This is a genomic window from Sphingomonas kyeonggiensis, from assembly GCF_030812785.1.
GTDB classification, from domain to species: Bacteria; Pseudomonadota; Alphaproteobacteria; order Sphingomonadales; family Sphingomonadaceae; genus Sphingomonas; species Sphingomonas kyeonggiensis_B.
This window is the reverse complement of record NZ_JAUSTJ010000001.1, coordinates 1,201,395-1,226,252: the sequence shown is the minus strand read 5'-3', so window position 1 is coordinate 1,226,252 and position 24,858 is coordinate 1,201,395. Positions and strand designations below refer to the sequence as shown.

Here is a 24,858-nt window from a genome sequence, read left to right as displayed (position 1 = left end):
ACCAAGGTGAGCGCCAGCTTATCATGCCGGATAAGGCCAGAGCTTCAATCCAGAGTCAATAGAATGGTTAGTCCATATTTGGCATATTGGTTCGCATACCAATTTCCGGACCGATTTACGGCGCCGGCACAAGCAAACGCGCGCCGCGGCGCGTGCCGGGCGCGCGTGGAAATTGCAGCAATCGAAGGAAGCTAGCCGCTCAGCTCAGCTGCGCGCTGATCAGGAAGCGGTTGCGGCTCGCCTCGGCCTTGCGGCGCAGCTCCATGATCTCGCGCTCTTCCGATGCCTTGAGCATCGCCTCGAGCAGCCGGCTGAAATGCTTGCGCATCGCCGTGCGCGCCGCCGCCGAGTCGCGCTGCTTGAGCGCCTCGAGCACCGCGGCATGCTCGTCATGCCGCGTGTCCTCGTCATGCCCGCAGACCGAGGCGTGGAGCGCGCAGATCTCGGGGATCTCGGTGCGCATTCTCCAGAGCGTATTGATCACGAACATGATCGCCTGGTTGCCCGATGCGCTGGCGATGGTCAGGTGGAAGGCGCGGTCCGCCTCGGTCGCCGCTGCGCTGCCCTCCTCGGCCTCGTCCATCGCGACCACCAGCGATTCGAGCACCTGGAGCTGCTCGTCGCTGATCGTCGGCGCCGCCAGTGCCGCCGCCTCGGACTCGAACAGCGAGCGCGCCTCGGTCAGCTCGAACGCGCTCACCACCGGCAGCTGGCCGACGCTCGGCTCGTTGCGGTCGCAGACATAGACGCCCGAGCCCGTCTTGATCCGCACCAGCCCCTGGGCCTGGAGCGCGATCTCCGCCTCGCGGATCGTCACCCGGCTTACCCCGAGCCGCTCCGCCATCTCGCGCTCGCCGGGCAGGCGCGAGCCGGGAGGGAAAGTGCCCTCTGCGATCATCGCCGCGATACGCTCGGCGATATCCTGGAAGAGACGGCGTTCGGCCATTGGGTCCTCGGGTAAGCTTGGTCTGACGATCAGCAATGCCCCAGGCTGCGGGATTTTGGAATAGGCAATTGGTCCGCAGCCTGCTTCCACTCCGCCTTAACGGAGACGAACCCGGAAGCTCAGGAAATATTGCGGCCCGTAATATTCGACGTTCCGGGTGCTGCCGACCACCGGCATGTACTCGACCCGCGGTTCGTTGAAGAGGTTGAGCGCCTGGAAGCGAATATCCGCCTGCTTGTTGATCTTGTAGCTCAGGTTCACGTCGAAGGTGTTGTTGCCTTCCACATAGCGCAACTGGGTATTGTCGCTGGTGAACGCCTGATAATAGCGCGAGCGGTAGCGATAGATGCCCTGCAGCGAGATCGGCCCGATCTCGTAGAATGCCTGGGCCGAGAAGACGTGCTTCGAATAGCCACTCAGCCCCGCCGCCGGGATCAGGCCGGGGATCACGTCGCCGGTCGCGCTGTCGATGATGTCGCCGTACCGGATGTCCTGCGTCTTGTAGTTCGACCAGGCGTAATTGTAGCTCAGCTTCACGCCCAGCCCGTCGAGCGGGTGCGGCAGCCAGCTGAACCGGTTCGAGGCGGTGATCTCCACGCCGTACAGGTCGGTCTTGTCGTTGCTGTTGGTCGTCTGGCTGACCGGAACCAGATAATCCTGCCCGTCGACCACGAAGGTCTCGTCGATCGAGATCGGCATCTTGCCGCCGGTGAAGCGCTTGTAATAGCCGGTCGCCGCGAACAGCGTGTCCTTGTTGGCATAATATTCGAACGCCAGGTCGGCATTCCACGACATCACCGGCTTCAGCCGCGGGCTGCCCGAGGCGACGATCGTGCCGATCGCTTCGTCCACCGAGGGGAAGCCCTGGCCCGCATCCTCTTCCAGCGTGATGCGGCGGCCGGCGCCCAGCGCGCTCGGCGCGGGCCGCGACATGGCGCGGTAGATGCCGGTGCGGACGCGCATCTTCGGAGCCACGTCGAAGATCGCGTTGATGCTCGGCAGCCAGCGCATCGTGCCCGAGCTGATCCGGGTCTCGGTGAAGCTGGTCGGATCGGCCTCCAGCGAGATGTTGCCGCCGGCGCGTGGAATGACCTTGAGCGCGGCGCGAAGACCCACCGCGGTCACCTGGGTATGCACGCCGCGCACGCCGAAATTGCCGCGCACCGGAATGCCGCCGAGGCTGCCCGAATAGGTGGCCATCGCATAGCCGGCCAGCGTCTCCTCGGTGACGTCCGGATTGTCGACCGAACGCAGGTCCGCGCTGGGGCCGGGATCCTCGGTGCCGAGATAGCCGCGGAATTGGCAGAGCACGTCGAAGGTCGCGTAGCTGATCGTCTGCCTGTTCGGCGAATCGGCGAAGAAGTTGCGCTCGGGGAACGGCGTGCGGCAGGCCAGATTGACCTCGCGGTCCTTGTCCAGCGGCGCCGACAGGGTCACCACGTCGTTGCTGTAGCCGAAGAACTGCCGCTTCGCCCAGCGTCCGCCGATGTCGATCCGCTCGATGAAGCCGTCGAGCTTGTAGCTGGCGTCCAGCCGGCCCGAATAGATCTCGTCCTCCCGGCCGTCCTGCGAGCGGGTCAGCTGGGTATCGTCGCTGAACAGGTTGTGGTTGTTCGGATCGAAGCGCGGATCGAAGCTGAAGACCGGCAGGAAGCTCTTGGAGAAGTCCACCGAATAGGGAATGCGCTGGTTGTTGATCGCGGTCCGCACGCCATAGATGTCGAGCGGATCGGTGCGCAGCCGCACCGTGCGCGTGATGTCGACGCGCTTGGTATGCGAATAGCCGAAGTCCGCAGTCACCGTCAGCCGGTCGCTCGGCTTCCATTCGACATTGCCGCCGAAGCCCAGATATTTCTCGTCGCGCTGGAACAGGCCGGACAGTGTCTGCAGCGTTGCGGTGCCGTCGGCCGAGAGCATCTGGTGGTTGTCGCCGACCACGACATTCTTGAGGTTGTAGCGCCCCTCGGCAGTGCCGAAGTCGTTGCGCGTCTCGCTATACTGGCGCCGCGAATATTGCAGGTCGAGATTGACGTCGATCGTCGGGCTCGGCTGCCATTGCAGCGCCCCGAACACGGCGTTGCGCAGGTCCGAGGTGATCATCTGGCGATAGAGATACGAGTTGGACGCGTGGTAATAGGGCGTGCCCGAATTGCCCTGCTGGCGCGTCACTTCGGTGCAGTTGGTGGTCGAGACGATCGCCGCGTTGCAGGTGAACCAGGTCGAGCTGGTATAGAAGCGCTCGACCGGATCGTTCACGTCGTTGCGCTGATAGCCGAGCGAGATGCCGATCCTGCCAAGGTCGCCGGCGTCGAACTGGTCGATATAGCTGAGCGTCGCGCGATAGCCGAACGGGCTCGAGCCGCTGATCCGGTCCTGGTACGGATTGAAATTGCCCTTGATCTCCGCCTGGATCGAACGGCGCTTGTGGTCGAGCGGCTTGCGCGTCTCGAGCTCGATCAGGCCGGCCACGCCGCCTTCGATCAAATCGGCCTGCTGCGTCTTGTAGATCTTGATCGCGTTGAACAGCTCGGAGGGGAACTGGCCGAAATTGACCGCACGGTCGCCCGAGCCGTTGGTCGCCTCGCGCTTGTTTAGCGTGGTCATGCTCAGGCCCGAGCCGAGGCCGCGGATCGAAACTTCGGTCGGGCCGTAATTGGCGCGGTCGATCGAAGCGCCGGTGATCGTCGCGATCACTTCGCCGACCGACTGGCCGGGCAGGTCACCGATTTCCTTGGCCGAGACCGAGTCGACGATCGCATCGGAATCGCGCTTGGACTGGATTGAGCTCTGGATCGTCTCGCGGATCGCGGTGACGACGATCTGGTCTTCCTGCGACGCCTCGGGAGCGGCCGTCTCCGCTGGTGCGGGCGCGCTGTCCTGCGCCCAGGCCGGCACCGCCGCCAGGGCCGCGGCGATCGACACGCCGGTGAGCAGCGCCGAGCGGGCGCGCACGCGCGCACGGATGGAGCCCAAAGCCATTCGAATCCTCCCCAATCGTCTTTTTATACCAATTCTAGGTACCACCGGTCCGGATGAAGTCAATGTCATCTTGATACCAATTCTCCAATCCGATTAATGCGGCGCAGCAAAACCAGAGGAGAGGATTGGATGGCAACCGGACTAGCCAGCTGTGGACCAGCGCGGATCATCGGTTTCGGCGAGGTGCTCACCCGCCTGGCGACGCAAGGAAAGGTCCAGCTGCCCCAGGCGGCCAGCCTCGATCTCCATGTCGGCGGGGCGGAGGCCAATGTGATGGCGGCGCTCGCCACGCTCGGTCACCGCGCGGCGATGGTCTCGGCGATCCCCGCCAATGGCCTGGGCGACGGCGCGTGGCGCGCGCTTGCCGCCGCGGGCGTCGACCTGTCGCGCAGCTTCCGCGCGCCCGGCCGCCAGGGCCTGTACTTCCTCGCCCCCGGCGCATCGCTGCGCGCCTCGGAGATCCTCTACGACCGCGCCGGCAGCGCCTTCGCGACGCAGGACTGGTCCGGCTTCGACTGGTCCGCGGCATTCGCCGGCGCCGAATGGCTCCATGTCTCCGGCATCACGCCCGCGCTCGGCCCCGATCTCGCGCTGGCGACGCACAATGCGGTGGCCGCCGCCCGCGCCCTCGGCATGCGCATCTCCTTCGACGGCAATTACCGGCCGGCGCTGTGGGAGAGCTGGGACAGCGATCCCCGTGCGATCCTCACCGGACTGGTCCGCCAGGCCGACCTGTTCTTCGCCAACCACCGCGACATGGCGCTGCTGCTCGGCCAGCCCTTCTCCGGCGATGGCGCGGCGCGGCGGCGCGAGGCGGCGCTGGCCGGCTTCGCCGCCTTCCCCAACCTCAAATGGATCGCCTCCACCGCCCGCGAGGTCGAGACCAGCGACTGCCACCGCCTCGCCGCGCGCATCGACACGCCCGAGGCCGGCTTCCAGACGCCCGAGGTCGCGATGCCGGGCATCGTCGACCGGATCGGCGGCGGCGACGCCTTTGCGGCGGGGGTGCTGCACGGCCTGCTCGAGGGCGCGGATGTTTCCCGCGTCGCGGAACTCGGGCTGGCGCTGGCCTGCCTCAAGCACAGCGTGCCGGGGGACATGGCGCTGTTCGCGCGGGCAGATGTGGAGGGCTTCTCGGGCGAAGGGGTGGATGTGAAGCGCTGAGGGCGCCCAAAAAAACCCCAAACCGTCACCCCGGACTTGTTCCGGGGTCCACCGGGAGGCGAGCCATGCGCAAGAGGTTCGAGCGCATCCGGTGCGGCTTGGTGGACCCCGGCACAAGCTTGTCCTGAGCGCCTGCCTTGCAGGCAGCCGAGGGGGCCGGGGTGACGAAGAAGGAAGGAAAGCGCTCCCTCTGGGAGGGCCAGCTTGCAAAATAGGATTCCGCCTGCTGCACTCCCCTGGCCGGGTCACCACCCGGCCGCTCTTTCAACCGTAGGAAAGATAGGACCTCGCCCGCGCAGCAATGTTGCGAGATGGCGCGCATTCGCGGCAACCGTGTCAATTCAGGCCCGGCAAGAACCCGTGCTGGGGATGAACTTAGTGAACTTCCACGAGTCGCGCCGCCAGCGGCATAGGAAGCTCAGAACCAGCCCCAGATCGGATTCTTCGGATCGGCCAGCAGCTTCGCGGTCAGCGCCACCGAGAGCAGCACCAGGAGCGGCCGCACCCCGCGCCCGCCGAAGCGGATCGCCAGCCGCGCGCCGATCTGGTTGCCGACGATGTTCGCCGCGGCCATCGCGATGGCCAGGCCCCACAGCATCTTGCCGCCGGCGACCATCGCCAGCACCCCGGCGATGTTGGTCGAGAGGTTGAGGAACTTGGCATTGCCGATCGCCCGCACCAGCCCGAGCCCGGCGAGCGCGACCAGCACGGTGGTCAGGAAGGATCCGGTGCCCGGTCCGAAGAAGCCGTCATAAAAGCCGATGCCGGAGACGATCAGCGTCAGGCCGATCGTGCCGATCCGGGCATGGCGGTCCGCCTCGCTCATCTTGGGGGCGAGCAGGAAATAGAGCCCCATCAGGATCAGCAGCACCGGCACGAAGGCGGCGAGGAAGCCGGGGTCGATGAATTGCAGCGTGGTCGCCCCCGCCGCCGCGCCGAGGAAGGCACCGAGCGCCGGCAGCGCGAAGCGGCGCCAGTCGACATGGCCGGCCCGGGCATAGGCGAACACCGCCGAGGCGGTGCCGCAGGCGCTCTGCAGCTTGTTGGTGGCGATCGCCGAGACCGGCGGGATGCCCACGGCCATCAGCGCGGGGATCGAGATCAGCCCGCCCCCGCCCGCCATCGCGTCGATCGTGCCGGCGAGCAGCGCCATGGAGACGAGGAAGGCAAGGATGTCGGGGGTCAGATGCATGCGCTCCGTTAGAGCGGTGCGGCCGAATAAAAAAGGAGGCGCGGCCGAGGGAGTCGAACCGCACCTCCAGGGACGGAGCTCAGGGGAGCAGCTGGCTGCTCAATTCGGGAATGGCGACGGCCAGGTCATAGGCGACGATCTTGGCGAACACCTTGGCGCCGCCTTCGCCGACATGGGTATAGTCGAACTTCGGGGCGATCCGGCCGCGCGGGCCGGTCTTCGGAAGCGTCGAGGCGGGCGGCGATTCCGGGGCCGGGCGCGGGCGCAGCGTGGTGCCGGCCTTGCCTGCCGCGACTTCCTCGGGAAGCGGCTCGGCCATGGCGAGCTTCATCGCTTCGACCGCACCGAGCTGCTCGACCGCCTTCGCACTGTCCCGGTTCAGCTCGATCACCGGCGCCTTGGTCTCGACGCCGATCTTGCGCACCGCATCTGCCCAGGCGGCCAGCGTGTTGTTGAGCTTGCCGCCGCGGAACTCGCGGCGCGACAGCGGCGTGACCAGCACCGGCACGGCGCCGGCGGCGCGGACGTCGAGCACCATCTGCCTGAGGTTCGACTGGAAATCGGTGTTGAGGTCGGTCCAGCGCTCGGCCTTGGTCGACTGGTCGTTATGGCCGAACTGGATCAGGACGTACTTCTTGGCATAGCCGGGCGCCTTGGCTTCCCCCAGCGCGATGTCCCAGCTGCCCTCGGCCCGGTAGCTGCGGGTCGAGCGGCCGCCGCGGCCCATGTTGAGGCAGGCGACGTTCGACTTGACGTGATAGGCGCAGAACACCGATGCCCAGCCGCTGCCCGGCGCCATGGTCGAGTCGCCGACCAGGATGATCTTGTAGGCGGAGATCGGCGGCGCATCGGTCCGCTTCTCGCGCTTGTCGAGCGGAGGCTGGGCCTCCGAAGTCTGGGCGAAGGCCGCCCCCGGTACGGCGAGCAGGGCCGCCAGCGTGAGTGCAGTCTTGAACATAATCCCTCCCAGGTTGCGGCCTTCCGTCCCTCAGGAGAAGGCGAGGCCGCCGTTGATGTCCATGTTCACGCCGGTCAGGAACGCGGCGTCGTTCGAAGCGAGGAAGACGACTGCCGACGCCACTTCGTCCGGATGACCCTCGCGGCGCAGCGGCGTGTTGCCGGCCACCGCCTTGCGGCCCTCGGGCTTGGAGAAGGTGTCGTGGAAGCTGGTGCCGATCAGGCCCGGGCACAGCGCGTTGACCCGGATGCCCTGCGGGCCCAGTTCCTTGGCCATGCTGCGGGTGAAGGTCATCAGCGCACCCTTGGCGGTGGCGTAGATCGACGCGCCCGGCCCGCCGCCGTCGCGCCCGGCGAGCGACGACAGGTTCACGATCGCGCTGCCCTCGCCGAGATGCGGCAGCACCGCCTTGGTGACCAGGAAGGTCGACTTGAGGTTGAGCTCCATGACATGGTCGAAAAACGCCTCGTCCATGTCGGCCAGCGTCTTGCGGGCGACCATGCCGCCAGCGACGTTGACCAGCACGTCGACCCGCTCGCCGAACGCGGCGGTGGTCTCCTCGACCAGCCGCGCGACTTCGGCCGGCTTGGTGACGTCGGCCTGGACCAGGATCGCAGTGCCGCCCGCGGCCTCGATCTCGGCGACGGTGGCCTTGGCCGCGTCTTCGTCGCTGCGATAGTTCACCGCGACCTTGGCGCCTTCCGCTGCGAGCTGCAGCGAAACCGACTTGCCGATGTCGCGCCCGCCGCCGGTTACGATGGCGACCTTGTCCTTCAATTTCATGCTGGATTCCGTTCTGGGGAGGTAGTGCCCGCGGCGCGCGGAAGTCCGCGGCCGAGGAGCAGGATGGAGAGGAGCGCGAGCGGGACGATCGCCGCGGCCAGCGCGAAGATCGGCGCATAGCCCTGGGTGGTCATCACCGGCACGAGCCAGGTGGTGATCAGCGTGCCGGCGACCGCGGCGGTGCCGCTGATGCCCGCGAGGCTGCCGACCGCGCCGCCGGCGAAATAGTCGCCCGGCATGGTCTGGATGTTGTTGATCGCCACCTGGAAGCCGAACAGGATCACTGCGATCAGCAGCACGGCGCTAAGCGGCGTCGAAGCTTGCGCGGTGAGCAGCAGCGCCGGCAGCATGATCACGCAGCCGATGGCGATGGCGAGCTTGCGCGCCGCCAGCGCGTCCCAGCCCCGGGCGATCAGCACGCCGGAGAACCAGCCGCCACCCAGGCTGCCGAGCATCGCGCCGACGAACGGCACCCAGCCGAACATGCCGATCTGCTTCACGTCGAAATGGAAGGTCTCGGCCAGGTAGATCGGCAGCCAGGAGACGAACAGCCACCAGACCGGATCGAGGAAGAAGCGGCTGAGCAGGATCGCCCAGCTCTGGCGATAGCGCAGCAGCTCGAGCATGCCGGGCGCCGGCGCTTCGCTCTCCGACGCGTCCGCGGTGGCGGGGCGCGCATTGATATGGGCGCGTTCCTCGTCGCTCAGCCAGGGATGGCGATCGGGATCGGCGCGGTAGACGAACAGCCAGGGGATCAGCCAGACAAAGCCAAGCACGCCGACCAGCACGAAGGTCGTCCGCCAGCCGAACGAGCCGTAGAGCGCCGCCACCGCAGGCGCCGCGATGATCGCGCCGATCGCCGCACCGGCGTTGAAGATGCCCTGGGCGAAGGCGCGCTCCTGCGGCGGGAACCAAAGGGCATTGGCCTTGACCGCGCCGGGCCAGTTGCCCGCCTCGGCTACGCCCAGCGTGACGCGCAGGCCGATCAGCATGCCCAGCGAGCGGACCAGCGCATGCGCGCCGATCGACACCGACCACACCGCGATCGCGATGACGAAGCCGATCCGCGTGCCGATCCGGTCGAGCAGCTTGCCGAACAGCGACTGGCCGAACGCATAGGCGACCATGAACATGGTCACGAGTAGGGCATAATCCGCCTTGTCCGCGCCGATGTCCTTGGAGACGGCCGGCCACATCACGGCGAGCGCGTTGCGATCGATATAGTTGATGACGGTGACCAGCCCGATCAGGCCGATGACGAACCAGCGAAGCCCTTTGACCCTGGTCATCGGCTCAGTTTCCCTTGCCCGCATCGAAGCGCGCGAAATGGCCCTTCCAGTCGAGCTTCCGGCCATCGACCGTGGCCGAGTGTGCTGCGGCGGCATCGGCGGAGAAGGCGATGGCGAGCGTGATGCTGCGGCCATCGGCCAGCCTGATCGTCACCACATCGGCATCGCCGGTGCGGACATAGGTGAAGCCCTTCACCCGGCTGTTGCTGGCGGTCGTCTTCTCCTCGCCCGCATCGTAATTGCCATGCGGCTCGAGCAGGTTGACGAACTGGGCACTGGTCGCATTCGTGACGCGCTCGATCAGCAGCGGCTCGCGGCGCAGGTTGAACTTGGGATCGTTCGCCCCGCTCTCGCCCAGGATCACGCTGGCACCCGTCGGCGCGATCATCCGATAGGTGTAGAAGCGGTTGTCGTTGATCCAGGTGATCGCGCCCTTGTCCGCACTCGGCGTGCCGGTCGCATCCACCCAGATGTGCTGATAGCCATTGGCCTTGCCCAGCACCGGCCGCTCCGCGACGTTCGACTGGAGCGGGAAGTCGATCTTGGTGATCTGCCCGGCATAGTGCAGCGGCAGGTCATAGGTGGCGGGCTTGTCGCCGGTCACGTCGAGCAGGTCGACGACCATCGGGCTCTCGGTGCCGTCGACCGGCAGCTGGATCAGCGTGCGGCGATAGCGCACCCCCGGATAGGCCCCCACCATCTCGGCGGTGCTCACCGTGGCCTGCGGCGTGCTCGCCCAGAACAGCTGCTTCGGCGCGAGCTTGTCGCCCACCTTCCACTTGCCGCCGAAATTGCTGGTCTCGTTCACCACCAGCGTGTTGTGGGCGACGGTCTGCTTCGCCCAGCTCTCGTTTTCCTTGAGGTAGCGCCCGCCGTCCTTGCTCTCGACATTGAGGAAGCGCGCCGCGCCATAATCGGTCACGATGGCGTGGCCGTTGTCGTAGAGGATCCAGTTGAGCTTGTCGAAATGGCCATGCCCCATGCCCATCGCGGCATTCTTGGCGACGAGCACCTGGTCGGTGTCGGTGGGCCCCGAGCGCATGATCGCCAGCCCGCCCATCTCGCCCTTCGGCCCGTCGCTCAGGAACTGCGAGGCGAAGGGGAAAGGCTGGGCCTTGCCGGCCGCCAGGTCCTTGGCGACCATCAGGCCATCGGGCGTCAGCACGGTGCGGCCCTGCCATTTGGCGATCGAAAGCAAAGCCGGATCCTTGGTCACTTCATAGCCGATCGCCACCGACTGATAGAGCTCGTCGGTCTTCAGGCTCTTGTCCGGCATCGCGTCGTTGAACGGGAAGAAGAAGCCATCATAGGTCGTCTGGATCGAGGTCCGGATCGCCTTGAGCAGCACGCCACTCCGGTGCTGGAAGATCTTCTGCTCGGGCTGGTTCGCGTCGATGAAGCGCGCGAACAGCACGAAGGGCAGCATCGCGTAGCGTTGGTAGTACGGCCCTTCGACATAATAGCCGTCGGGCGAGAAGAGCTGGTCGATCTGCGCCAGGAAGCCGAACTTGCCATCGCGCTTCAGGCCCTTCAGCGCCACCTCGACAAAGTCCTTGTCGCGCAGCGTATAGCCGATCATGCCCACTGCGGCGCAGGCCCAGGTGGCATGGTTGTGGATCTGGTCGAACTCCTCGGCCTGGCCGGCCGAGAGGAAGCTCGCCATCGGGCGGAACACCTTGTCGTCGATCGTCGCGCGATCGGCGGCACTCAGCGACTCCCGGATCGCGTCATAGCCCTGCACGGCATAGACCGCCCACACCGCGTCGTTAAGGCTCTGCCAGAACAGGCGACCGGGGCGCTGGTCGCTCGCCGCCGGATGATTGCCCAGCGTCGGGTAGAGCTTGGCGTACTCGAGCAGTTCCGCCTTGGCGAAATCGGCATAGCGCTGCTCGCCGGTGATCCGGAACAGCAAGCCGGCGCCATAGATGGCGGTGTAGTTCCGCTTGTGCTGCTCATGCGTATAGCCGCCGCCCGGATCCTTCGGCACCGGCACGACCACGCCGGCCTTGATCGCCTTGTCGACTTCGCGGCGTACCCGCTTCAGCTCGGCGCTGAACAGCGGATATGCGGTGGCTTCCTTGGCCGTGGCCGCCATCTCGGGGGCGCGGAACAAGGTCGGCTGGGTACCCGGCGCGGTCTGCGCCATCGCAGGCGTGGCGAGCAGAGTGGTACCGGCGAGGAGAAACGCGAAACGAGTCATCAATTGCTTCCCGGATGCGGCGAGGCCGCAGGCTTGGCGTACCAGGAGACACCCGTCTCCTCGCGCGTGATGGGCTTGAGCGTGCGATCGGCACCGACCTTCGCCAGCACCGGATCGGTCGGATAGAGCAGGCCGTTGGCGGCGCGCTCGAGCGTCACCGCTCGGCGGTCCATCGCGATGGGCAGGGTGGCGGGTCCGGTCACGGACATGACATTGCCGCTGAAGCTGATCCCGGCGATGTCCGACTTGGCGACGAACGGATCGCCGCGCTTCTGGTTGACGAACAGGTTGCCGACGAAGCGCGTCGAGATCGGCGCCAGCGACAGCTCCTGGTCCGCGCCATTGCCCAGCGTCACGGTGTTGGCATCGATCACGCTGTTGCGCTCGATCAGCGCATCCTCGACCTGGACATAGCGGTTGAGCGGCGAGTTGGGCACGCCGTTCATCAGCGTGATCGCGCTGTACGGCCCCTCGCCAGTCACGCCTTCGATGTAATTGTTGCGGACGACCTGGTGCTTGTTGATCACCCGGATGCCGCCGGTGCGCTTCACGCCATTGCCGAAGAACACATTGTCCTCGATCCGGTTGCCATGGCCGTGGCGCATCACGAACGCGCCCTGGCTCTCGACCACGGTGTTGCGGCGGAGGATGTTCCTGCCGGACTTGATCGAGACGATCTCGACCTCGCCGTCGCAACGCTCGAAATAATTGTCCTCGACCACCGTGAAGGAGTCGCTTTGCGATTCCTGGCTGGTGCCGATGCGGATCGTCTCGCCGCCATTTTCCCCCAAGGGAGGCCGCGGGCCGAAATAATTGTGGTCGATCCGGTGATGGTTCTCGCTCGGGCCATAGGAGGCGCGGACCACGACGAGCATCGCGCCGCCATGCGCCTTGCCGAAGAACTGCGAGTGATCGACCCGGTTGTTCTGCCCGTAGAGCGACACCCAGTGATCGGTCTTCGCCGCGGTCGGCGCGCCATAGCCGTCGACCACCACGCCGGTCAGGCGCGAATTCTCGGCCCAGCGCCTGGTGTCGTAGCGAAAGGCGATCAAATCCTCGCCAGTGCCGTGCCCGTCCTTGAAGACCAGGTTCGAGACGACCAGCCAGTTGCCCGCCATGCGCAGGCTCGAGGCACCGGTCAGGATCACCTTGCCCGGCGTCTCGGCGGTCAGCGTGATCGGCTTGTCCTGCGTGCCGGCACCCGAGAAGCGCACCGCGAAATCGCGCCATTCGCCATTGGCCAGGACGATGCGGTCGCCCGGCGCCAGCGCCTTCGCCGCCGCTGTATATTCCTGCTGATCATGGACAAGGGTGTCGCGCGCCGCCGCCGGACTGGCAGCCGCCACAAGCATCCCCATCGACAGCGCCCAGAGTCGCAACGGATCCTCCCCACCGGCTCTTGTGGCCGATGGGGATGCCTACCAGTCGCGCAATTTACGCGCAAGCCAATTTGAATACCAATTTAACGGACCGGATTTAGCCCAGTGGTTCTATACCAAATTAGCCGCGTGCACCCCTCGGCCGCCCTGCAAAGAGTGGGGCGAGCGTCACAGCGACCGTGCCAAGTAGGATCGCCGCGACCGCAGGCTCGAGCTGGTCGGCGAGCCAGAAATAGGCCGTGACACTGGCAGCAGTGGCAAGTCCGACTGCCCCGAGCAGCGACGCGGCATGCAGCAACGGGCCGACCCGGCGCGGCCAGCCATCGATGATCCGCCGCACCCGGGCGAGCATCGCGCCATCGAGGCCGGCAGCTTCCGCCCGGGCATATTCGGTCGAGTCGATCCGCTTGCCGTCGAGCCGGTAGAGAATGGCGAAGCGGCGAAGCGCCTCGAGCCGGGCATTGGCGAGACCCGCCACACGGCGCGACCCGAACAGCATCGCGCCCAGCCGCTCGATCCGGCGCGGCGCGCGCAGCGAGGCGCGGCCATCCGCCTGCGAAAGCTGCAGCGTGCGCAATTCGAGCGGGCTCAGCGCCACTTCCGCCGGAACGGTGCCGGCAAGCCCTTCGAGCAGATGTGCCTGGGTATCGAGATACGCCATGATGTCCTCCTGTTGCCGGGCATCTAGGCGCGAAGCGCTGCGTTGATTAGCCGTGCGGGCGGCATCTCAAGGTTTCCGCAACTGCGACGATCTTCCGCGATGCCGTAACGGCCGGCTTGCCCTCTGCCTCTCGCCGGGCGTCGGCGGCCAGCTATCCGAAAGTATGACCGAAACGGACTTGATACCTTATATCATCGCAGCTACCGCGGCGCAGCAAGTACCTTTGTTCGGGAAGATTCGTTGATGTTGCGTCCGCTGCTGCTCGCCTCCGTTGCCCTGCTCGCCCTCCCCGCCCACGCCGAGGAGAAGCCGGCCAGCACCAACGACGCGCCGGCAGCCAGCAGCGAAACCGCGCCGGCAGCCGATCAGGATCATGACCAGCCGGGCGCCCAGATCGTCGTCACCGGCACCCGCGCGCGCAACACTGCCGATGTGCTGGGCGGCACAGCAGTGCTTGCCAAGGACGAACTGACCCGCGACCTGCGCCCGACGATCGGCGACACGCTGGCGCAGCAGCCGGGCGTCTCGGCGACGTCCTTCGGCCCCAATGCCTCGCGCCCGGTACTGCGCGGTTTCATCGGTGCGCGCGCCCCGCTGCTCACCGACGGCATCGGCAGCATCGACGTGTCGAACACCTCGGCCGATCACGCGCCGATCATCAACCCGCTCACCGCCGACCGCATCGAAGTGCTGCGCGGGCCGACCGCGCTGATCTTCGGCCCCTCGGCGATTGGCGGCGTGGTCAATGTGATCGACAGCCGCATCCCGCGCCACATGCCCGAGGAAGCGGTACATTTCGACGGTATCGCCAGCTATGGCAGCGCCGCCGATGAGCGCTCGGTCTCGGGCGCCGCGGACGTGCCGGTGACCAGCAAGATCGTCCTCCATGCCGATGGCAGCTTCTCGCAGACCGGCGACCAGCGCACCGGCGGCTATGTCCTCAGCCGCCCGCTGCGCGCCGCCGCTGCCGCCAGCGCCGATCCCGATATCCAGGAGCTCGCCGACCTCAAGGGCAAGGTGCCCAACACCGCCGGCAAGACCTGGGACGTCGCCGGCGGCGCCGCGATCATCGACGGCACCAACAATCTCGGCTTCTCGGTCAGCCATTTCGACACCTTCTACGGCGTGCCGGTCCGCTATTCGCTCGATCCCGCGATCGAGGCGGAGAATGTCCGCCTTCACGCCCAGCAGACCCGCGTCGACATCCGCGGCGAGGTCAATATCGGCGACGGGCTGTTCAAGCAGCTCCGCACCCGCTGGGCCGCGGCCGATTACAAGCATAGCGAGATCGAGGAGGACGGCGCCGTCGGCACCACCTTCTACAACCAGGGCTATGAAGGCCGGCTCGAGCTGGTCCAGAGCGCCCGCGGCGGCTGGGACGGCCTGATCGGCGGGCAGTTCTCGCTGCGCGACATGCATATCGTCGGCGACGAGAAGTTCCTGCCCAAGAACTCGGCCCAGCAGTTCGGCCTGTTCACGCTCCAGTCGCTCGATCTCGGCGCGTTCAAGGCGGAGGCCTCGGCCCGCTTCGAACATAACGACCTGAGCGCCCAGGCCGATGCCGATATCGGCAATCCGGCGTATAACCGCAGCTTCGACAGCTTCTCCGCCTCGCTCGGCGCCAGCTATGCGGTGGCCGACGGCATGCGCTTCGGCGTCAACGTCTCGCGCGCCGAGCGTGCGCCGACGCCGGAAGAGCTGTTCGCCAACGGCCCGCATGCCGGCACCCAGGCGTTCGAGATCGGCAATCCCAATTTCGGTACCGAGAAGAGCTGGGGCGTGGAAGCCACGTTCAAGGGTTCGGGGGATGGATTCGCATTCTCGACCGCGGCTTATTACAACTGGTTCACTGGCTACATCTACGACGCGCCCACCGGCGCGACGCGGGACGACCTGCCCGTCTTCCAGTACAATCAGGCCGATGCGCGCTATTACGGCTTCGAGGCCGAGGGCTCGCTGCGCCTGGCGACGGTGAAGGCCTTCACGATCAACGCCACCGCGCTGGCCGACTATGTCCATGCCGAGATCACCGGCACCGGCCCCGCCCCGCGCATCCCCCCGCTGCGGATCAATGGCGGGCTGGAGGCGACCTCGGATGCCTTCACGATCCGCGGCGAAGTCGAGCATGTCTTCGACCAGACCCGCATCTCGGCCTTCGAGACGCCGACCGACGGCTTCACCTTCGTCAACGCCTCGATATCGTGGAAGCCCTGGGGCGCCGGCTCGAACACCAGCCTGCAGCTCTCGGCCAACAACATCTTCGACGTCGAGGCCCGCCGCGCCGCCAGCGTGCTCAAGGACTATGCCCCGCTCCCCGGCCGGGACATCCGCGTGACCGCGCGCATCCAGATCTGACCTTCAAATAGCCCTCTCCCCATCGGGGAGAGGGTTGGGAGAGGGGCAGGACGCCAACCTCGCGCACCTGGCTCTCGATTCAAGACACACTTCCCCTCTCCCCGGCCCTCTCCCCGATGGGGAGAGGGAGAAGAGGATCGTTGCGCCCGGTGCCTCGTTACGCGATCCGATGGCAATGCACCCGCCCGACGAAGCCCCGCCCGCCTCGCGCCGCATCCCCTGGCCCATCCTCGCCGCGGCGGGCTTGGCGCTGTTCCTTCTCGCGCTGATCTGGTTCGGCCATGAACTGGTCGAGGGCGACGGCGCCCGGATCGACCAGGCGATCCTGCTGGCGATGCGCAGCGGCGGCCATCCGATCGGCCCGGCCTGGCTCCCCTCGGCCGTCCGCGACGTGACCGCGCTCGGCAGCACCACCGTGCTGACCTTCCTCGTGCTGGTCACTGCGATCTTCCTCTGGCTCGCCGGACGCCTGCGCACCGCGCTGCTCCTGATCGCCGCGACCGCGCTCGGCTCGCTCACCGTCGAGACGATCAAGGCGCTGGTCAGCCGCTCGCGCCCCGACCTGGCCGGCCGGCTGATGGAAGAGACCTCCAAAAGCTTCCCGAGCGGCCATGCCGCATTGAGTGCGATCGTCTACCTGACCCTCGCCACCCTGCTCTTCCCGGTGCTGCCCGACCGCCGTATCCGCGCCTTCGTGCTGATCGTCGCGTTGGCGCTTACCGCCTCTGTAGGGGTCAGCCGTGTCTATCTAGGGGTCCACTGGCCGAGCGACGTCGTCGCCGGCTGGGCGTTCGGCGGAGTCTGGGCGATGCTGTGGTGGCGGATCGAGCTGGCGGTGCTCGGCCGTGCCCGGCCCGTATTCTAGGCAAGTCCCTCAGGCTGTTGGAAATGTAGGACAATCCCCACGCAAGGATGTTGCGTGGGACTGCCTCAAATCGCTTCTTGGCGTGTACTTCGTGTACTTTGGCGGATCAGCCCTGGCGCTCGGCGAGCTTGCGTTCCCAGGCCAGCGCGTCCTTGACGATGCCTTCGAGATCGTCGTGCTTCGGCCGCCAGGGCAGTGCCGCGAGGATCGCGCTGTTGTCGGCGACCAGCGCGTCGGGATCGCCCGCACGGCGCCCCTCGAGCTTGCGCTCGATCGTCAGGTTGGTCACCCGATCGACCGCGTCGAGCACCTGCAGCACCGAGAAGCCACGGCCATAACCGGCGTTCATCGTGTGGTTCTCGCTCGGCCTTGCGATCAGCAGGTCGAGCGCGTCGACATGCGCAGCGGCCAGGTCGCTGACATGGATATAGTCGCGCACGCCGGTGCCGTCGGGCGTGTCGAAATCGGTGCCGAACACCGAGACATGGCCGCGCTTGCCCGTCGCCGCCTCGGCCGCGATCTTGATCAGGTGCGTCGCGCCCGCGGTCGACTGACCGCTGCGGCCCTGCGGATCGGCGCCGGCGACGTTGAAATAGCGCAGCGCCGCATAGTTGATCGGGTGTGCGGCGGCGACGTCCTTGAGCATGATCTCGGTCATCAGCTTGGACATGCCATAGGGGTTGATCGGCTGCTTCGGGCTGTCCTCGCGTACCGGCACGACCTCGGGGATGCCATAGGTCGCCGCGGTCGAGGAGAAGATGAAGTGCTTCACGCCTTCCGCCACCGCGCTCTCGATCAGCGAGCGGCTCGCGGCTGTGTTGTTGCGATAATATTTGAGCGGGTCGCTCACGCTTTCCGGCACCACCACCGATCCGGCGAAATGCATGATCGCGATCACGCCATGCTCGCGGATCGCGGCGCGGACCTTGTCGTCGTCGGCGATGTTGGCGACCACCAATTTGGCACGCGGATCGACGGCCCAGTCGAAGCCGGTGACGAGGTTGTCGACCACCACGACCTGCCAGCCCGCATCGAGCAGCGCCAGCACCGCATGGCTGCCGATATAGCCCGCCCCGCCCGTAACCAGCACCGTGCCTTCGCGCATACCAAACTCCGCATTGTTCTTGGCGCGTCCAATCCTATCTTTGCGCCGATAGCAAGGAGTTCGCGATGAGCATTGAAACCGCTACGCTGGCCGGAGGGTGCTTTTGGTGCACCGAGGCCGTGTTCAACGATGTGATCGGCGTCCAGTCGGTCGAAAGCGGCTATATCGGGGGCACCAAGGACAACCCGACCTACAAGGAAGTGTGCACCGGAACGACCGGCCATGCCGAGGCAATCCGGGTGAGCTTCGACACCGATCAGATCTCCTATGGCGAGATCCTCGACATCTTCCTGGCGACGCACGATCCGACCCAGCTCAACCGCCAGGGCAACGATATCGGCACCCAGTATCGCTCGGCGATCTTCCCGCATTCGGCGGAGCAGGAGCGCGAGGCGCTGGACGCGATCGAGCGTGCCCGCCCCGACTGGCCCGAGCCGATCGTGACCGCGATCGAGCCGCTGGGCGAATGGTGGTCCGCCGAGGATTACCACCAGGAATATTGGCAGGGCGACGGCCAGCGTAACCCCTATTGCCTGGCGGTGATCCCGCCCAAGCTGCGCAAGCTCCGCAAGAGCTTCGCCGCACGCAGCAAGGAAGGCGCGACAGCCTGACCTGACTTAGATCCTCCCTCGCGAAGCGGGGGAGGGGGACCAGCCGCAGGCTGGTGGAGGGGGCCTAACCGCGAGCGACATCGCTCGTTGCTCCGCCCCCTCCACCACCGCCTTCGGCGGCGGCCCCCCTCCCCCGGCTTTGCCGAGGGAGGAATGGAGTTCAGTCCCCTCCTCCCGGCAGCGCTTCGCCTTCGATGGGCGGGCGCTTGCCCGCTTCGGCGCCGAGCGCCTTGTAGACGAAGCCGCCGATCAGCCCGCCCACGATCGGCGCGATCCAGAACCAGAGCAGCTGCTGGAGCGCGATGCCGCCTTCGAGCAGCGCCGGTCCGGTCGAGCGCGCCGGATTGACCGAGGTGTTGGTCACCGGAATCGAGATCAGGTGGATCAGCGTCAGCGCCAGCCCGATCGCGATCGGCGCAAAGCCGGCCGGGGCGCGGCTGTCGGTCGAGCCCATGATCACCATCAGGAACATGAAGGTCAGCACGACCTCGATCACCATGCCCGCCTCGAACGAGAAATGGCCGGGCGAATGTTCGCCGAAGCCGTTGGAGGCGAGGCCACCGGCATAGCCCGGCGCGCCGCTGGCGACGTACCAGAGCAGGCCCGCCGCGATCACCGCACCGATCACCTGCGCGATCACATAGAGCGGGATGTCCCTGGCCGGAAAGCGCCCGCCGGCCCACAGGCCGAAGGTCACCGCCGGGTTGAGATGGCAGCCCGAGATATGGCCGATCGAATAGGCCATGGTCAGCACGGTCAGGCCAAAGGCGAGGCTGACGCCCGCCAGCCCGATGCCGACCTCGGGGAACGCCGCGGCCAGCACCGCGCTGCCGCATCCGCCGAAGACGAGCCAGAAAGTGCCGATCAGTTCGGCAAGTCCACGTTGCACATTGCTCATGTGTTGCCCTCCTGCTGTGTCCGGTCTCTCCCCAGCCCCCAGACCTGCGCAGATTTGTAGGTCTTGATGGAGCCGGAAGTAAAGCGGCGCGCGGGTTGCGGCGGCGGCGCTGCTGTGGTGTGGGGACCGCGATGAGTCTCCCCACCCGCAGCTTCGCCGCCTTCCTGTTCGACATGGACGGCACGCTCGTGAACTCGATGGCGGTGGTCGACCGCGTATGGCGGGCCTGGGCGGCGCGGCATGGGATCGAGACCGATCCGCTGATGGCGGCGCTGCACGGCGTCCGCGCGATCGAGACGATCCGCCGCTTCGCACCGGCCGGCGTCGATGCCGAAGCGGAGACCGAGGCACTCACCCAGGCCGAGATCGACGATATCGAAGGGCTGGCCGAGATCCGGGGCGCGGCTGCGTTCCTGGTGCGAATCCCTGCCGGGCGCTGGGCGCTGGTGACCTCGGCGCCGCGGGCGCTGGCGCTGCGCCGGCTCGAGGCGGCCGGCATTCCCCTGCCCGAAGTGGTGATCACCGCCGAGGATGTCGCACATGGCAAGCCCGCCCCCGATTGCTTCCTGCTGGGTGCCGAACGGCTTGGTGTCGATATCGCCGATTGCCTCGTCTGGGAGGACAGCCCCGCCGGCCTCGCCGCAGCGGATGCCTCGGGCGCCGCGGCGGTTATGATCACCGAGACGCATCACGAGACGATCGCCACGCCGCACCCGGCCCGGGCGGACTATCGCGATCTCGATGTCGAGACCGACGCGCAGGGCTGGCTGCGGCTGGTCGCGCGCTAGAACGCCTCGGTTCCAACATCGGGTTCGGTGGCGGCTCGCCAAAGTCCACGAAGTTCACGCCAGAAGCGGGTTTTCGCCGGGCGGAAGTTGACACGCTTCCCGGTACCGCAGCGCATCTCGCAATATTCTTGCGCGCGCGTGATCCTATTTTTCCAACAGCGTGGAAGAGCGGCCTAGAAGGCGGCGCGGCGCAGCCGGTCGTTGATCGCTTCGCCGATGCCGGTGGCGGGGATCGGGGCGACCGCGATGGCGGGCGCGGTGCTGGCATCGGCGCGGTGGAGCGCGTGGAACAAGTTGGCGGCGGCTTCGGTGAGGTCGCCGGTGGCGGAAAGGGTTTCGGTGCCGACGACCGGACCGAAGCCGATCAGATACTCGCCGTCCCGCGCGCTATCGGCGTTGAGGCGGACCGGTTTGGACGGAGCGTAATGGCTGTCGAGCTGGCCGGGTGCGACAATCCCCGCTTCTTTCCCCGGCGAAGGCCGGGGTCCAGCCTCAGACTCCAAGTCTGGGCCCCGGCCTTCGCCGGGGAAAAGTTCTTCCGCGCTCAGCGGGCCGGGGCGCAGGATCTGGTTGCCCATCACGATCGTCGATTCCACGCCTGCCGGCGTCGCTCCGTCGTCGATCACCAGCGGGATGCGCCCGGCCAAGCTCTTCGCGACATGCTCGGCCCGGGTGGGGCTGATCGAGCCGCTGGCGTTGGCGGAAGGCGCGGCGAGCGGCTTGCCCGAGGCTTCGAGCAATGCCTGCATCGCGCGGTGACGGGGCACCCGGAGCGCGATCGTGTCGAGCCCGGCGGTGACCAGGGACGCGATGCCCGCATTGGGCCGTACCGGTAGCACGAGGGTCAGCGGCCCCGGCCAGAAGCGTGTAGCCAGATCGCGCGCGCGATCGTCGAACAGCGCGATCCGCTCAGCGGCGGCGAGATCGGGCACATGGACGATCAGCGGGTTGAAGCTCGGCCGACCCTTGGCGGCGTAGATGCCTGCCACGGCCCGCGACTCGGTGGCGTCGGCGGCGAGGCCATAGACCGTCTCGGTCGGCACCGCGACGCATTCGCCCGCGCGAATCAGTGCCGCGGCCTCGGCAATCGCGGCCATGCCGTAGGGTAAGATTCGCGGATTTGTCGGGCTCACTTTGGGCGAGCTATACGGCGCGAAACCAGACCACAAGAGAGGCTCTATGTTCACCCCCGCCACCGCCGATCAGCGCTTCGTGCTCGAGACCATCGTCCGCCTGGACGAGATCAGCGCGGAAGCCGCCGAAATGACCGATGCGGTGCTGGAGGGCGCCGGCCAGTTCGCCGCCGGCGAATGGGCGCCGCTCGAGCGGCTGGGCGACACCGACGGACCCAAGTGGACGCCCGACGGCGTGAAGATGCCGGCGGGCTTCGCCGCGGCGTACCAGGCCTATGTCGAAGGCGGCTGGGGCACGATCGGATCGCCGGCCGAGCATGGCGGCCAGGGCCTGCCGGTCAGCCTGTCGATCGCAGTGCTGGAGACGCTGGGCACCGCGAACATGGGCTTTGCGCTCGCCCCGATCCTGACGGTCGGCGCAGTCGAGGCGCTGATGCACCATGGCACGCCCGAGCAACAGGCGCTCTACCTGCCGCACCTGTCGACCGGCGCCTGGACCGGCACGATGAACCTCACCGAGCCGCAGGCCGGATCGGACGTCGGCGCGCTCAAGACCCGCGCCGAGCCGGTCGGCGACGGAACCTTCCGGATCAAGGGCACCAAGATCTTCATCAGCTTCGGCGATCACGACATGGCCGATAACATCGTCCATCTCGTCCTCGCCCGTACGCCGGGCGCGCCGGCGGGGACCAAGGGCATCTCGCTGTTCCTGGTCCCGAAGTACCGGCTGAATGCCGACGGCACGCCGGGCGAGTTCAACGACGTCCGCACCGTCTCGATCGAGCACAAGATGGGGCTGCACGCCTCGCCGACCTGCGTGCTGAGCTTCGGCGACAATGACGACTGCATCGGCGAGCTGGTCGGCCCCGAGCTGGGCGGTATCCGCGCCATGTTCACGATGATGAACAACGCGCGGCTGAATGTCGGCCTGCAGGGCGTGCAGGTCGCCGAGCGCGCCACCCAGCGCGCGGTCGCCTATGCCCGGGAGCGCGTGCAGGGCACTCGCGGTGGGGAGCAGGTCGCGATCGTCGAGCATCCCGATGTCCGCCGCATGCTGCTGCGGATGAAGGCGCAGACCCAGGCAGCACGGGCGCTGGTCTATTACGCCTTCGGCCAGCTCGACCGGGCGCGGGCCGGTGATGCCGAGGCGGAGAAGCGCGTCGAGCTACTGACCCCGCTCGCCAAGGCGCATGGCACCGATCTGGGCAACGAAGTCGCCTCGCTCGGCATCCAGGTCCATGGCGGCATGGGCTATATCGAGGAGACCGGCGCGGCCCAGCATTTCCGCGATGCGCGGATCACCCCTATCTATGAGGGCACCAACGGCATCCAGGCTGCCGACCTGGTCGGGCGCAAGCTCAGCATGGACAATGGCGGCACGCTGCTCGGCCTGATCGGGCAGATGCGCGGGGACGCCGAGGACACCGGCCTGGTCAACCTGATCGACGCCTGCGAGGAAGTCGCGCGCAACCTGCTGTCGAGCGATGCGGACGACCGGCTGGCGGCGAGCTATCCGTTCCTGACGATGCTCTCGACCGCGGTGTGCGGCTGGCTGATGGAAGCGAGCGGTCGGGCAGCGGCGCGCAGCGAGGGCGATCCGGCGTTCCTGAAGATGAAGCAGGCGGCGGCACGCTTCTATGTCGCGCAGATCGTGCCCGAGGCGCTGGGACTGATGCCCGCGGCGATGGCCAAGGCGGAAATGCTCTACGCGATCGATGCCGAGGGCTTCGCCGCGTAGAGCTTCCCCCTTTAGAGCCTGGGTACATAGCCCAAGCCGGCGGATGCCTCGCGGTCAGATGGCGCCGAAATGGCTGTAGTTACAGCGAGATACCGAACCAGCGCGACAGGGCGGCCTCGCCGGCGCGGGTGACCTCGAGCGCCCGGCTGCCCGCGCGGGGCCGCACCCAGCTCTGTGCGACGAAGTGGCGGTAGAGCGCGGTGGCGGGGGCGCCGGCGAGGTGCGGGCGGCGCTCGCTCCAGTCGAGACAGGCCCGGCAGGGCGCGTCGAGCGCATCGCCGGCGATGCCGAGATCGATGAGCAGGGTGACGCCGGCGCCGGTCAGTGCTGCGCCGTCATGGCCGAGCACCAGCTGGCCGCGCTCGGCCATGCGCCCGGCGATCGCCACGGCCAGCTGGCCGGCGAGATGATCGTAGCAGGTCCGCGCCCGGCGCAGTCCCGCGTCGCGGGGGCCGGTGACCGGGAGCGGCCGGCGCGAGAGCTCCTCGGCGACGCCCATCACGCTCTCGACCATCTGCGCCACCGCGGGCGAGGCCAGGCGGAAATAGCGGTGGCGGCCCTGCGGCGTCGGCACGATCATCCCGGCTTCGGCGAGCCGGGCGAGATGGCCGCTCGCGGTCTGCGGGGTGACCCCGGCGAAGCGGGCCAGCTCGCTCGCGGTGAGCGCGCGCCCGTCCATCAGCGCGAACAGCATGTTGGCGCGGGCAGGATCGCCCATCAGCGCGGCGGTCTCGGCAAAGGCGGAAATGCGCTGCATCGGCTGCATCATGCCTGTCCGGCGCGGTCGATGCTACGGTACCGGCCGAAGCATCGCGCGGCGCCCCGGTGGCAGAGGCAGGGCCAGGGAGGAATTCCGATGCTGACCTGCTTCATCCGCTACGAGATCGAGCCCTTCGGGGCGGAGGCCTTCGCCGAATATGCCCGCAACTGGGGCCAGGCGATCCCGCGCTGCGGCGCCGACCTGATCGGCTATTTCGGCCCCGCCGAAGGCTCCGCCACCATCGCCTACGGCGTCTACAACATCGACTCGCTGGCCGCCTATGAGGCCTATCGCACCCGGCTGCGCGACGATCCCGCCGGCCGCGCCAATTATGATTTCGCTGCGCGCGAGAAGTTCATCCGCCGCGAGGACCGGATCTTCCTGCGCTGCGTCTCGGCCCCGCATGCGCCGCTGGTGCGGCCATGATCGCCGTGCTGTTCGAAGCTTGGCCCGAAGCGGGCCGCAGCGACCGCTATCTCGACATCGCCGCCGCGCTCCGCCCCGAGCTCGACGCGATCGACGGGTTCCTGGGGATCGAGCGATTCGAGAGCCTGGCCGAGCCCGGCAAACTGCTCTCGCTTTCCTGGTGGCGCGACGAGGCGGCGATCGCGGCGTGGCGCGGCTTCGGCCCGCACCGCATGGCGCAGGCCGAGGGGCGCGCGGACATCTTCCGCGACTATCGGCTCAGGATCGCGACCGTGGTGCGCGACTATGGGAAGAACGACCGGGCGCAGGCGCCCGGACGCGATCAATTGTAGCGATTGCCGCCCGGATCGGCGCGGAAGCCATTGTCCGGACCGCCATTGCAGCGCTGGTCCTCGGGATGCTTCTTGCAGAGCTTGCGCAGCTCCTTGCCCTCGCGCTCTTCCTTCTCGCGCATCTTGCGGCCGTAGTTGCGGTCGCTCTCGTCCTGGCTGGTCGTCGTCCAGTCGACCACCTTGCCGCCGGCCTTTACCGGCAGGGTGGCGACATCGACCACGGTCTTGGCGATACAGCCGCCACTGAGCAGCGGCAGCGCCACGACGATCGGAAGCAGAAACTTGCGCATAGAAAA

At 67.3% G+C, this 24,858-nt stretch carries 22 protein-coding genes; 8 read left to right on the top strand and 14 right to left on the bottom strand.

What is annotated here, in order from left to right; translation table 11 throughout:
• Positions 1–199: 199 nt before the first annotated feature.
• Both J2W22_RS06070 and J2W22_RS06065 read right to left on the bottom strand, forming a co-directional pair.
• The gene (locus tag J2W22_RS06070) at positions 200–946 is read right to left on the bottom strand and encodes a FadR/GntR family transcriptional regulator (RefSeq protein WP_307117350.1); all 747 of its coding nucleotides are present in this window, start codon (positions 944–946) and stop codon (positions 200–202) included.
• A 96-nt stretch (positions 947–1,042) separates the two neighbouring features.
• Positions 1,043–3,925, bottom strand: a complete 2,883-nt coding sequence (locus J2W22_RS06065; RefSeq protein ID WP_307117349.1) for a TonB-dependent receptor — start codon at positions 3,923–3,925, stop codon at positions 1,043–1,045.
• 129 nt (positions 3,926–4,054) lie between these two features.
• Here J2W22_RS06065 and J2W22_RS06060 point away from each other — a divergent pair, with 129 nt between their 5' ends.
• Entirely contained in the window at positions 4,055–5,089 is a 1,035-nt protein-coding gene (locus J2W22_RS06060) for a sugar kinase (RefSeq protein ID WP_307117348.1), read from the top strand.
• Positions 5,090–5,507: 418 nt separating this feature from the next.
• On the opposite strand, the gene J2W22_RS06055 is transcribed toward J2W22_RS06060, so the two are convergent.
• The 7 genes from J2W22_RS06055 to J2W22_RS06025 all read right to left on the bottom strand — a co-directional run bounded on the left by J2W22_RS06055 (position 5,508) and on the right by J2W22_RS06025 (position 13,551).
• Entirely contained in the window at positions 5,508–6,281 is a 774-nt protein-coding gene (locus J2W22_RS06055; RefSeq protein WP_307117347.1) for a TSUP family transporter, read from the bottom strand.
• Between the two features lie 79 nt (positions 6,282–6,360).
• Positions 6,361–7,239, bottom strand: coding sequence for a rhamnogalacturonan acetylesterase (locus tag J2W22_RS06050; protein ID WP_307117346.1), 879 nt, complete (start codon positions 7,237–7,239; stop codon positions 6,361–6,363).
• Positions 7,240–7,269: 30 nt separating this feature from the next.
• Positions 7,270–8,022 (bottom strand): SDR family NAD(P)-dependent oxidoreductase, encoded by a 753-nt coding sequence (locus J2W22_RS06045; RefSeq protein WP_307117345.1) that lies wholly within the window; start codon positions 8,020–8,022, stop codon positions 7,270–7,272.
• Positions 8,019–9,311, bottom strand: coding sequence for an MFS transporter (locus tag J2W22_RS06040; RefSeq protein ID WP_307117344.1), 1,293 nt, complete (start codon positions 9,309–9,311; stop codon positions 8,019–8,021). Before J2W22_RS06040 ends, J2W22_RS06045 begins: the two co-directional genes overlap by 4 nt.
• A 4-nt stretch (positions 9,312–9,315) precedes the next feature.
• Positions 9,316–11,511, bottom strand: a complete 2,196-nt coding sequence (locus tag J2W22_RS06035; RefSeq protein ID WP_307117343.1) for an alginate lyase family protein — start codon at positions 11,509–11,511, stop codon at positions 9,316–9,318.
• Entirely contained in the window at positions 11,511–12,869 is a 1,359-nt protein-coding gene (locus J2W22_RS06030) for a polysaccharide lyase 6 family protein (protein ID WP_307117342.1), read from the bottom strand. The genes J2W22_RS06035 and J2W22_RS06030 overlap by 1 nt, the downstream gene beginning before the upstream one ends.
• A 142-nt stretch (positions 12,870–13,011) precedes the next feature.
• On the bottom strand, positions 13,012–13,551 hold the full coding sequence (locus J2W22_RS06025; RefSeq protein ID WP_307117341.1) for a hypothetical protein: 540 nt from the start codon (positions 13,549–13,551) through the stop codon (positions 13,012–13,014).
• 243 nt (positions 13,552–13,794) lie between these two features.
• On the opposite strand from J2W22_RS06025, the gene J2W22_RS06020 reads away from it, so the two are divergent.
• Together J2W22_RS06020 and J2W22_RS06015 are read left to right on the top strand one after the other, a co-directional pair.
• The gene (locus J2W22_RS06020) at positions 13,795–15,906 is read left to right on the top strand and encodes a TonB-dependent receptor (RefSeq protein ID WP_307117340.1); all 2,112 of its coding nucleotides are present in this window, start codon (positions 13,795–13,797) and stop codon (positions 15,904–15,906) included.
• Between the two features lie 169 nt (positions 15,907–16,075).
• Positions 16,076–16,771 (top strand): phosphatase PAP2 family protein, encoded by a 696-nt coding sequence (locus J2W22_RS06015; RefSeq protein WP_307117339.1) that lies wholly within the window; start codon positions 16,076–16,078, stop codon positions 16,769–16,771.
• Between the two features lie 106 nt (positions 16,772–16,877).
• Here J2W22_RS06015 and galE read toward each other — a convergent pair whose 3' ends face one another.
• On the bottom strand, positions 16,878–17,876 hold the full coding sequence (gene galE, locus J2W22_RS06010; RefSeq protein WP_307117338.1) for a UDP-glucose 4-epimerase GalE: 999 nt from the start codon (positions 17,874–17,876) through the stop codon (positions 16,878–16,880).
• A 65-nt stretch (positions 17,877–17,941) separates the two neighbouring features.
• On the opposite strand from galE, the gene msrA reads away from it, so the two are divergent.
• Entirely contained in the window at positions 17,942–18,487 is a 546-nt protein-coding gene (gene msrA / locus J2W22_RS06005; protein ID WP_307117337.1) for a peptide-methionine (S)-S-oxide reductase MsrA, read from the top strand.
• Positions 18,488–18,647: 160 nt separating this feature from the next.
• On the opposite strand, the gene aqpZ is transcribed toward msrA, so the two are convergent.
• A complete protein-coding gene (aqpZ, locus tag J2W22_RS06000) occupies positions 18,648–19,385 on the bottom strand; it encodes an aquaporin Z (RefSeq protein ID WP_307117336.1) in 738 nt (245 codons plus the stop codon).
• Positions 19,386–19,516: 131 nt separating this feature from the next.
• Between aqpZ and J2W22_RS05995 the strand changes: the two genes are divergently transcribed.
• Positions 19,517–20,173 (top strand): HAD-IA family hydrolase, encoded by a 657-nt coding sequence (locus tag J2W22_RS05995; protein WP_307117335.1) that lies wholly within the window; start codon positions 19,517–19,519, stop codon positions 20,171–20,173.
• 173 nt (positions 20,174–20,346) lie between these two features.
• Here the strand turns inward: J2W22_RS05995 and J2W22_RS05990 are convergent, their stop codons facing one another.
• Positions 20,347–21,270, bottom strand: a complete 924-nt coding sequence (locus J2W22_RS05990; RefSeq protein ID WP_307117334.1) for an L-threonylcarbamoyladenylate synthase — start codon at positions 21,268–21,270, stop codon at positions 20,347–20,349.
• An 82-nt stretch (positions 21,271–21,352) separates the two neighbouring features.
• Here J2W22_RS05990 and J2W22_RS05985 point away from each other — a divergent pair, with 82 nt between their 5' ends.
• Positions 21,353–23,044 carry an acyl-CoA dehydrogenase gene (locus tag J2W22_RS05985; protein ID WP_307117333.1) on the top strand — a complete coding sequence of 564 codons (1,692 nt, stop codon included), beginning with the start codon at positions 21,353–21,355 and terminating at the stop codon, positions 23,042–23,044.
• Positions 23,045–23,123: 79 nt separating this feature from the next.
• On the opposite strand, the gene J2W22_RS05980 is transcribed toward J2W22_RS05985, so the two are convergent.
• A complete protein-coding gene (locus tag J2W22_RS05980) occupies positions 23,124–23,801 on the bottom strand; it encodes an ArsR/SmtB family transcription factor (protein WP_307117332.1) in 678 nt (225 codons plus the stop codon).
• A 99-nt stretch (positions 23,802–23,900) separates the two neighbouring features.
• On the opposite strand from J2W22_RS05980, the gene J2W22_RS05975 reads away from it, so the two are divergent.
• A complete protein-coding gene (locus J2W22_RS05975; protein WP_307117331.1) occupies positions 23,901–24,230 on the top strand; it encodes an NIPSNAP family protein in 330 nt (109 codons plus the stop codon).
• Positions 24,227–24,562 (top strand): antibiotic biosynthesis monooxygenase family protein, encoded by a 336-nt coding sequence (locus J2W22_RS05970; protein ID WP_307117330.1) that lies wholly within the window; start codon positions 24,227–24,229, stop codon positions 24,560–24,562. Before J2W22_RS05975 ends, J2W22_RS05970 begins: the two co-directional genes overlap by 4 nt.
• On the opposite strand, the gene J2W22_RS05965 is transcribed toward J2W22_RS05970, so the two are convergent.
• Positions 24,553–24,852, bottom strand: coding sequence for a hypothetical protein (locus J2W22_RS05965; protein WP_307117329.1), 300 nt, complete (start codon positions 24,850–24,852; stop codon positions 24,553–24,555). The genes J2W22_RS05970 and J2W22_RS05965 overlap by 10 nt on opposite strands.
• Positions 24,853–24,858 lie beyond the last annotated feature (6 nt).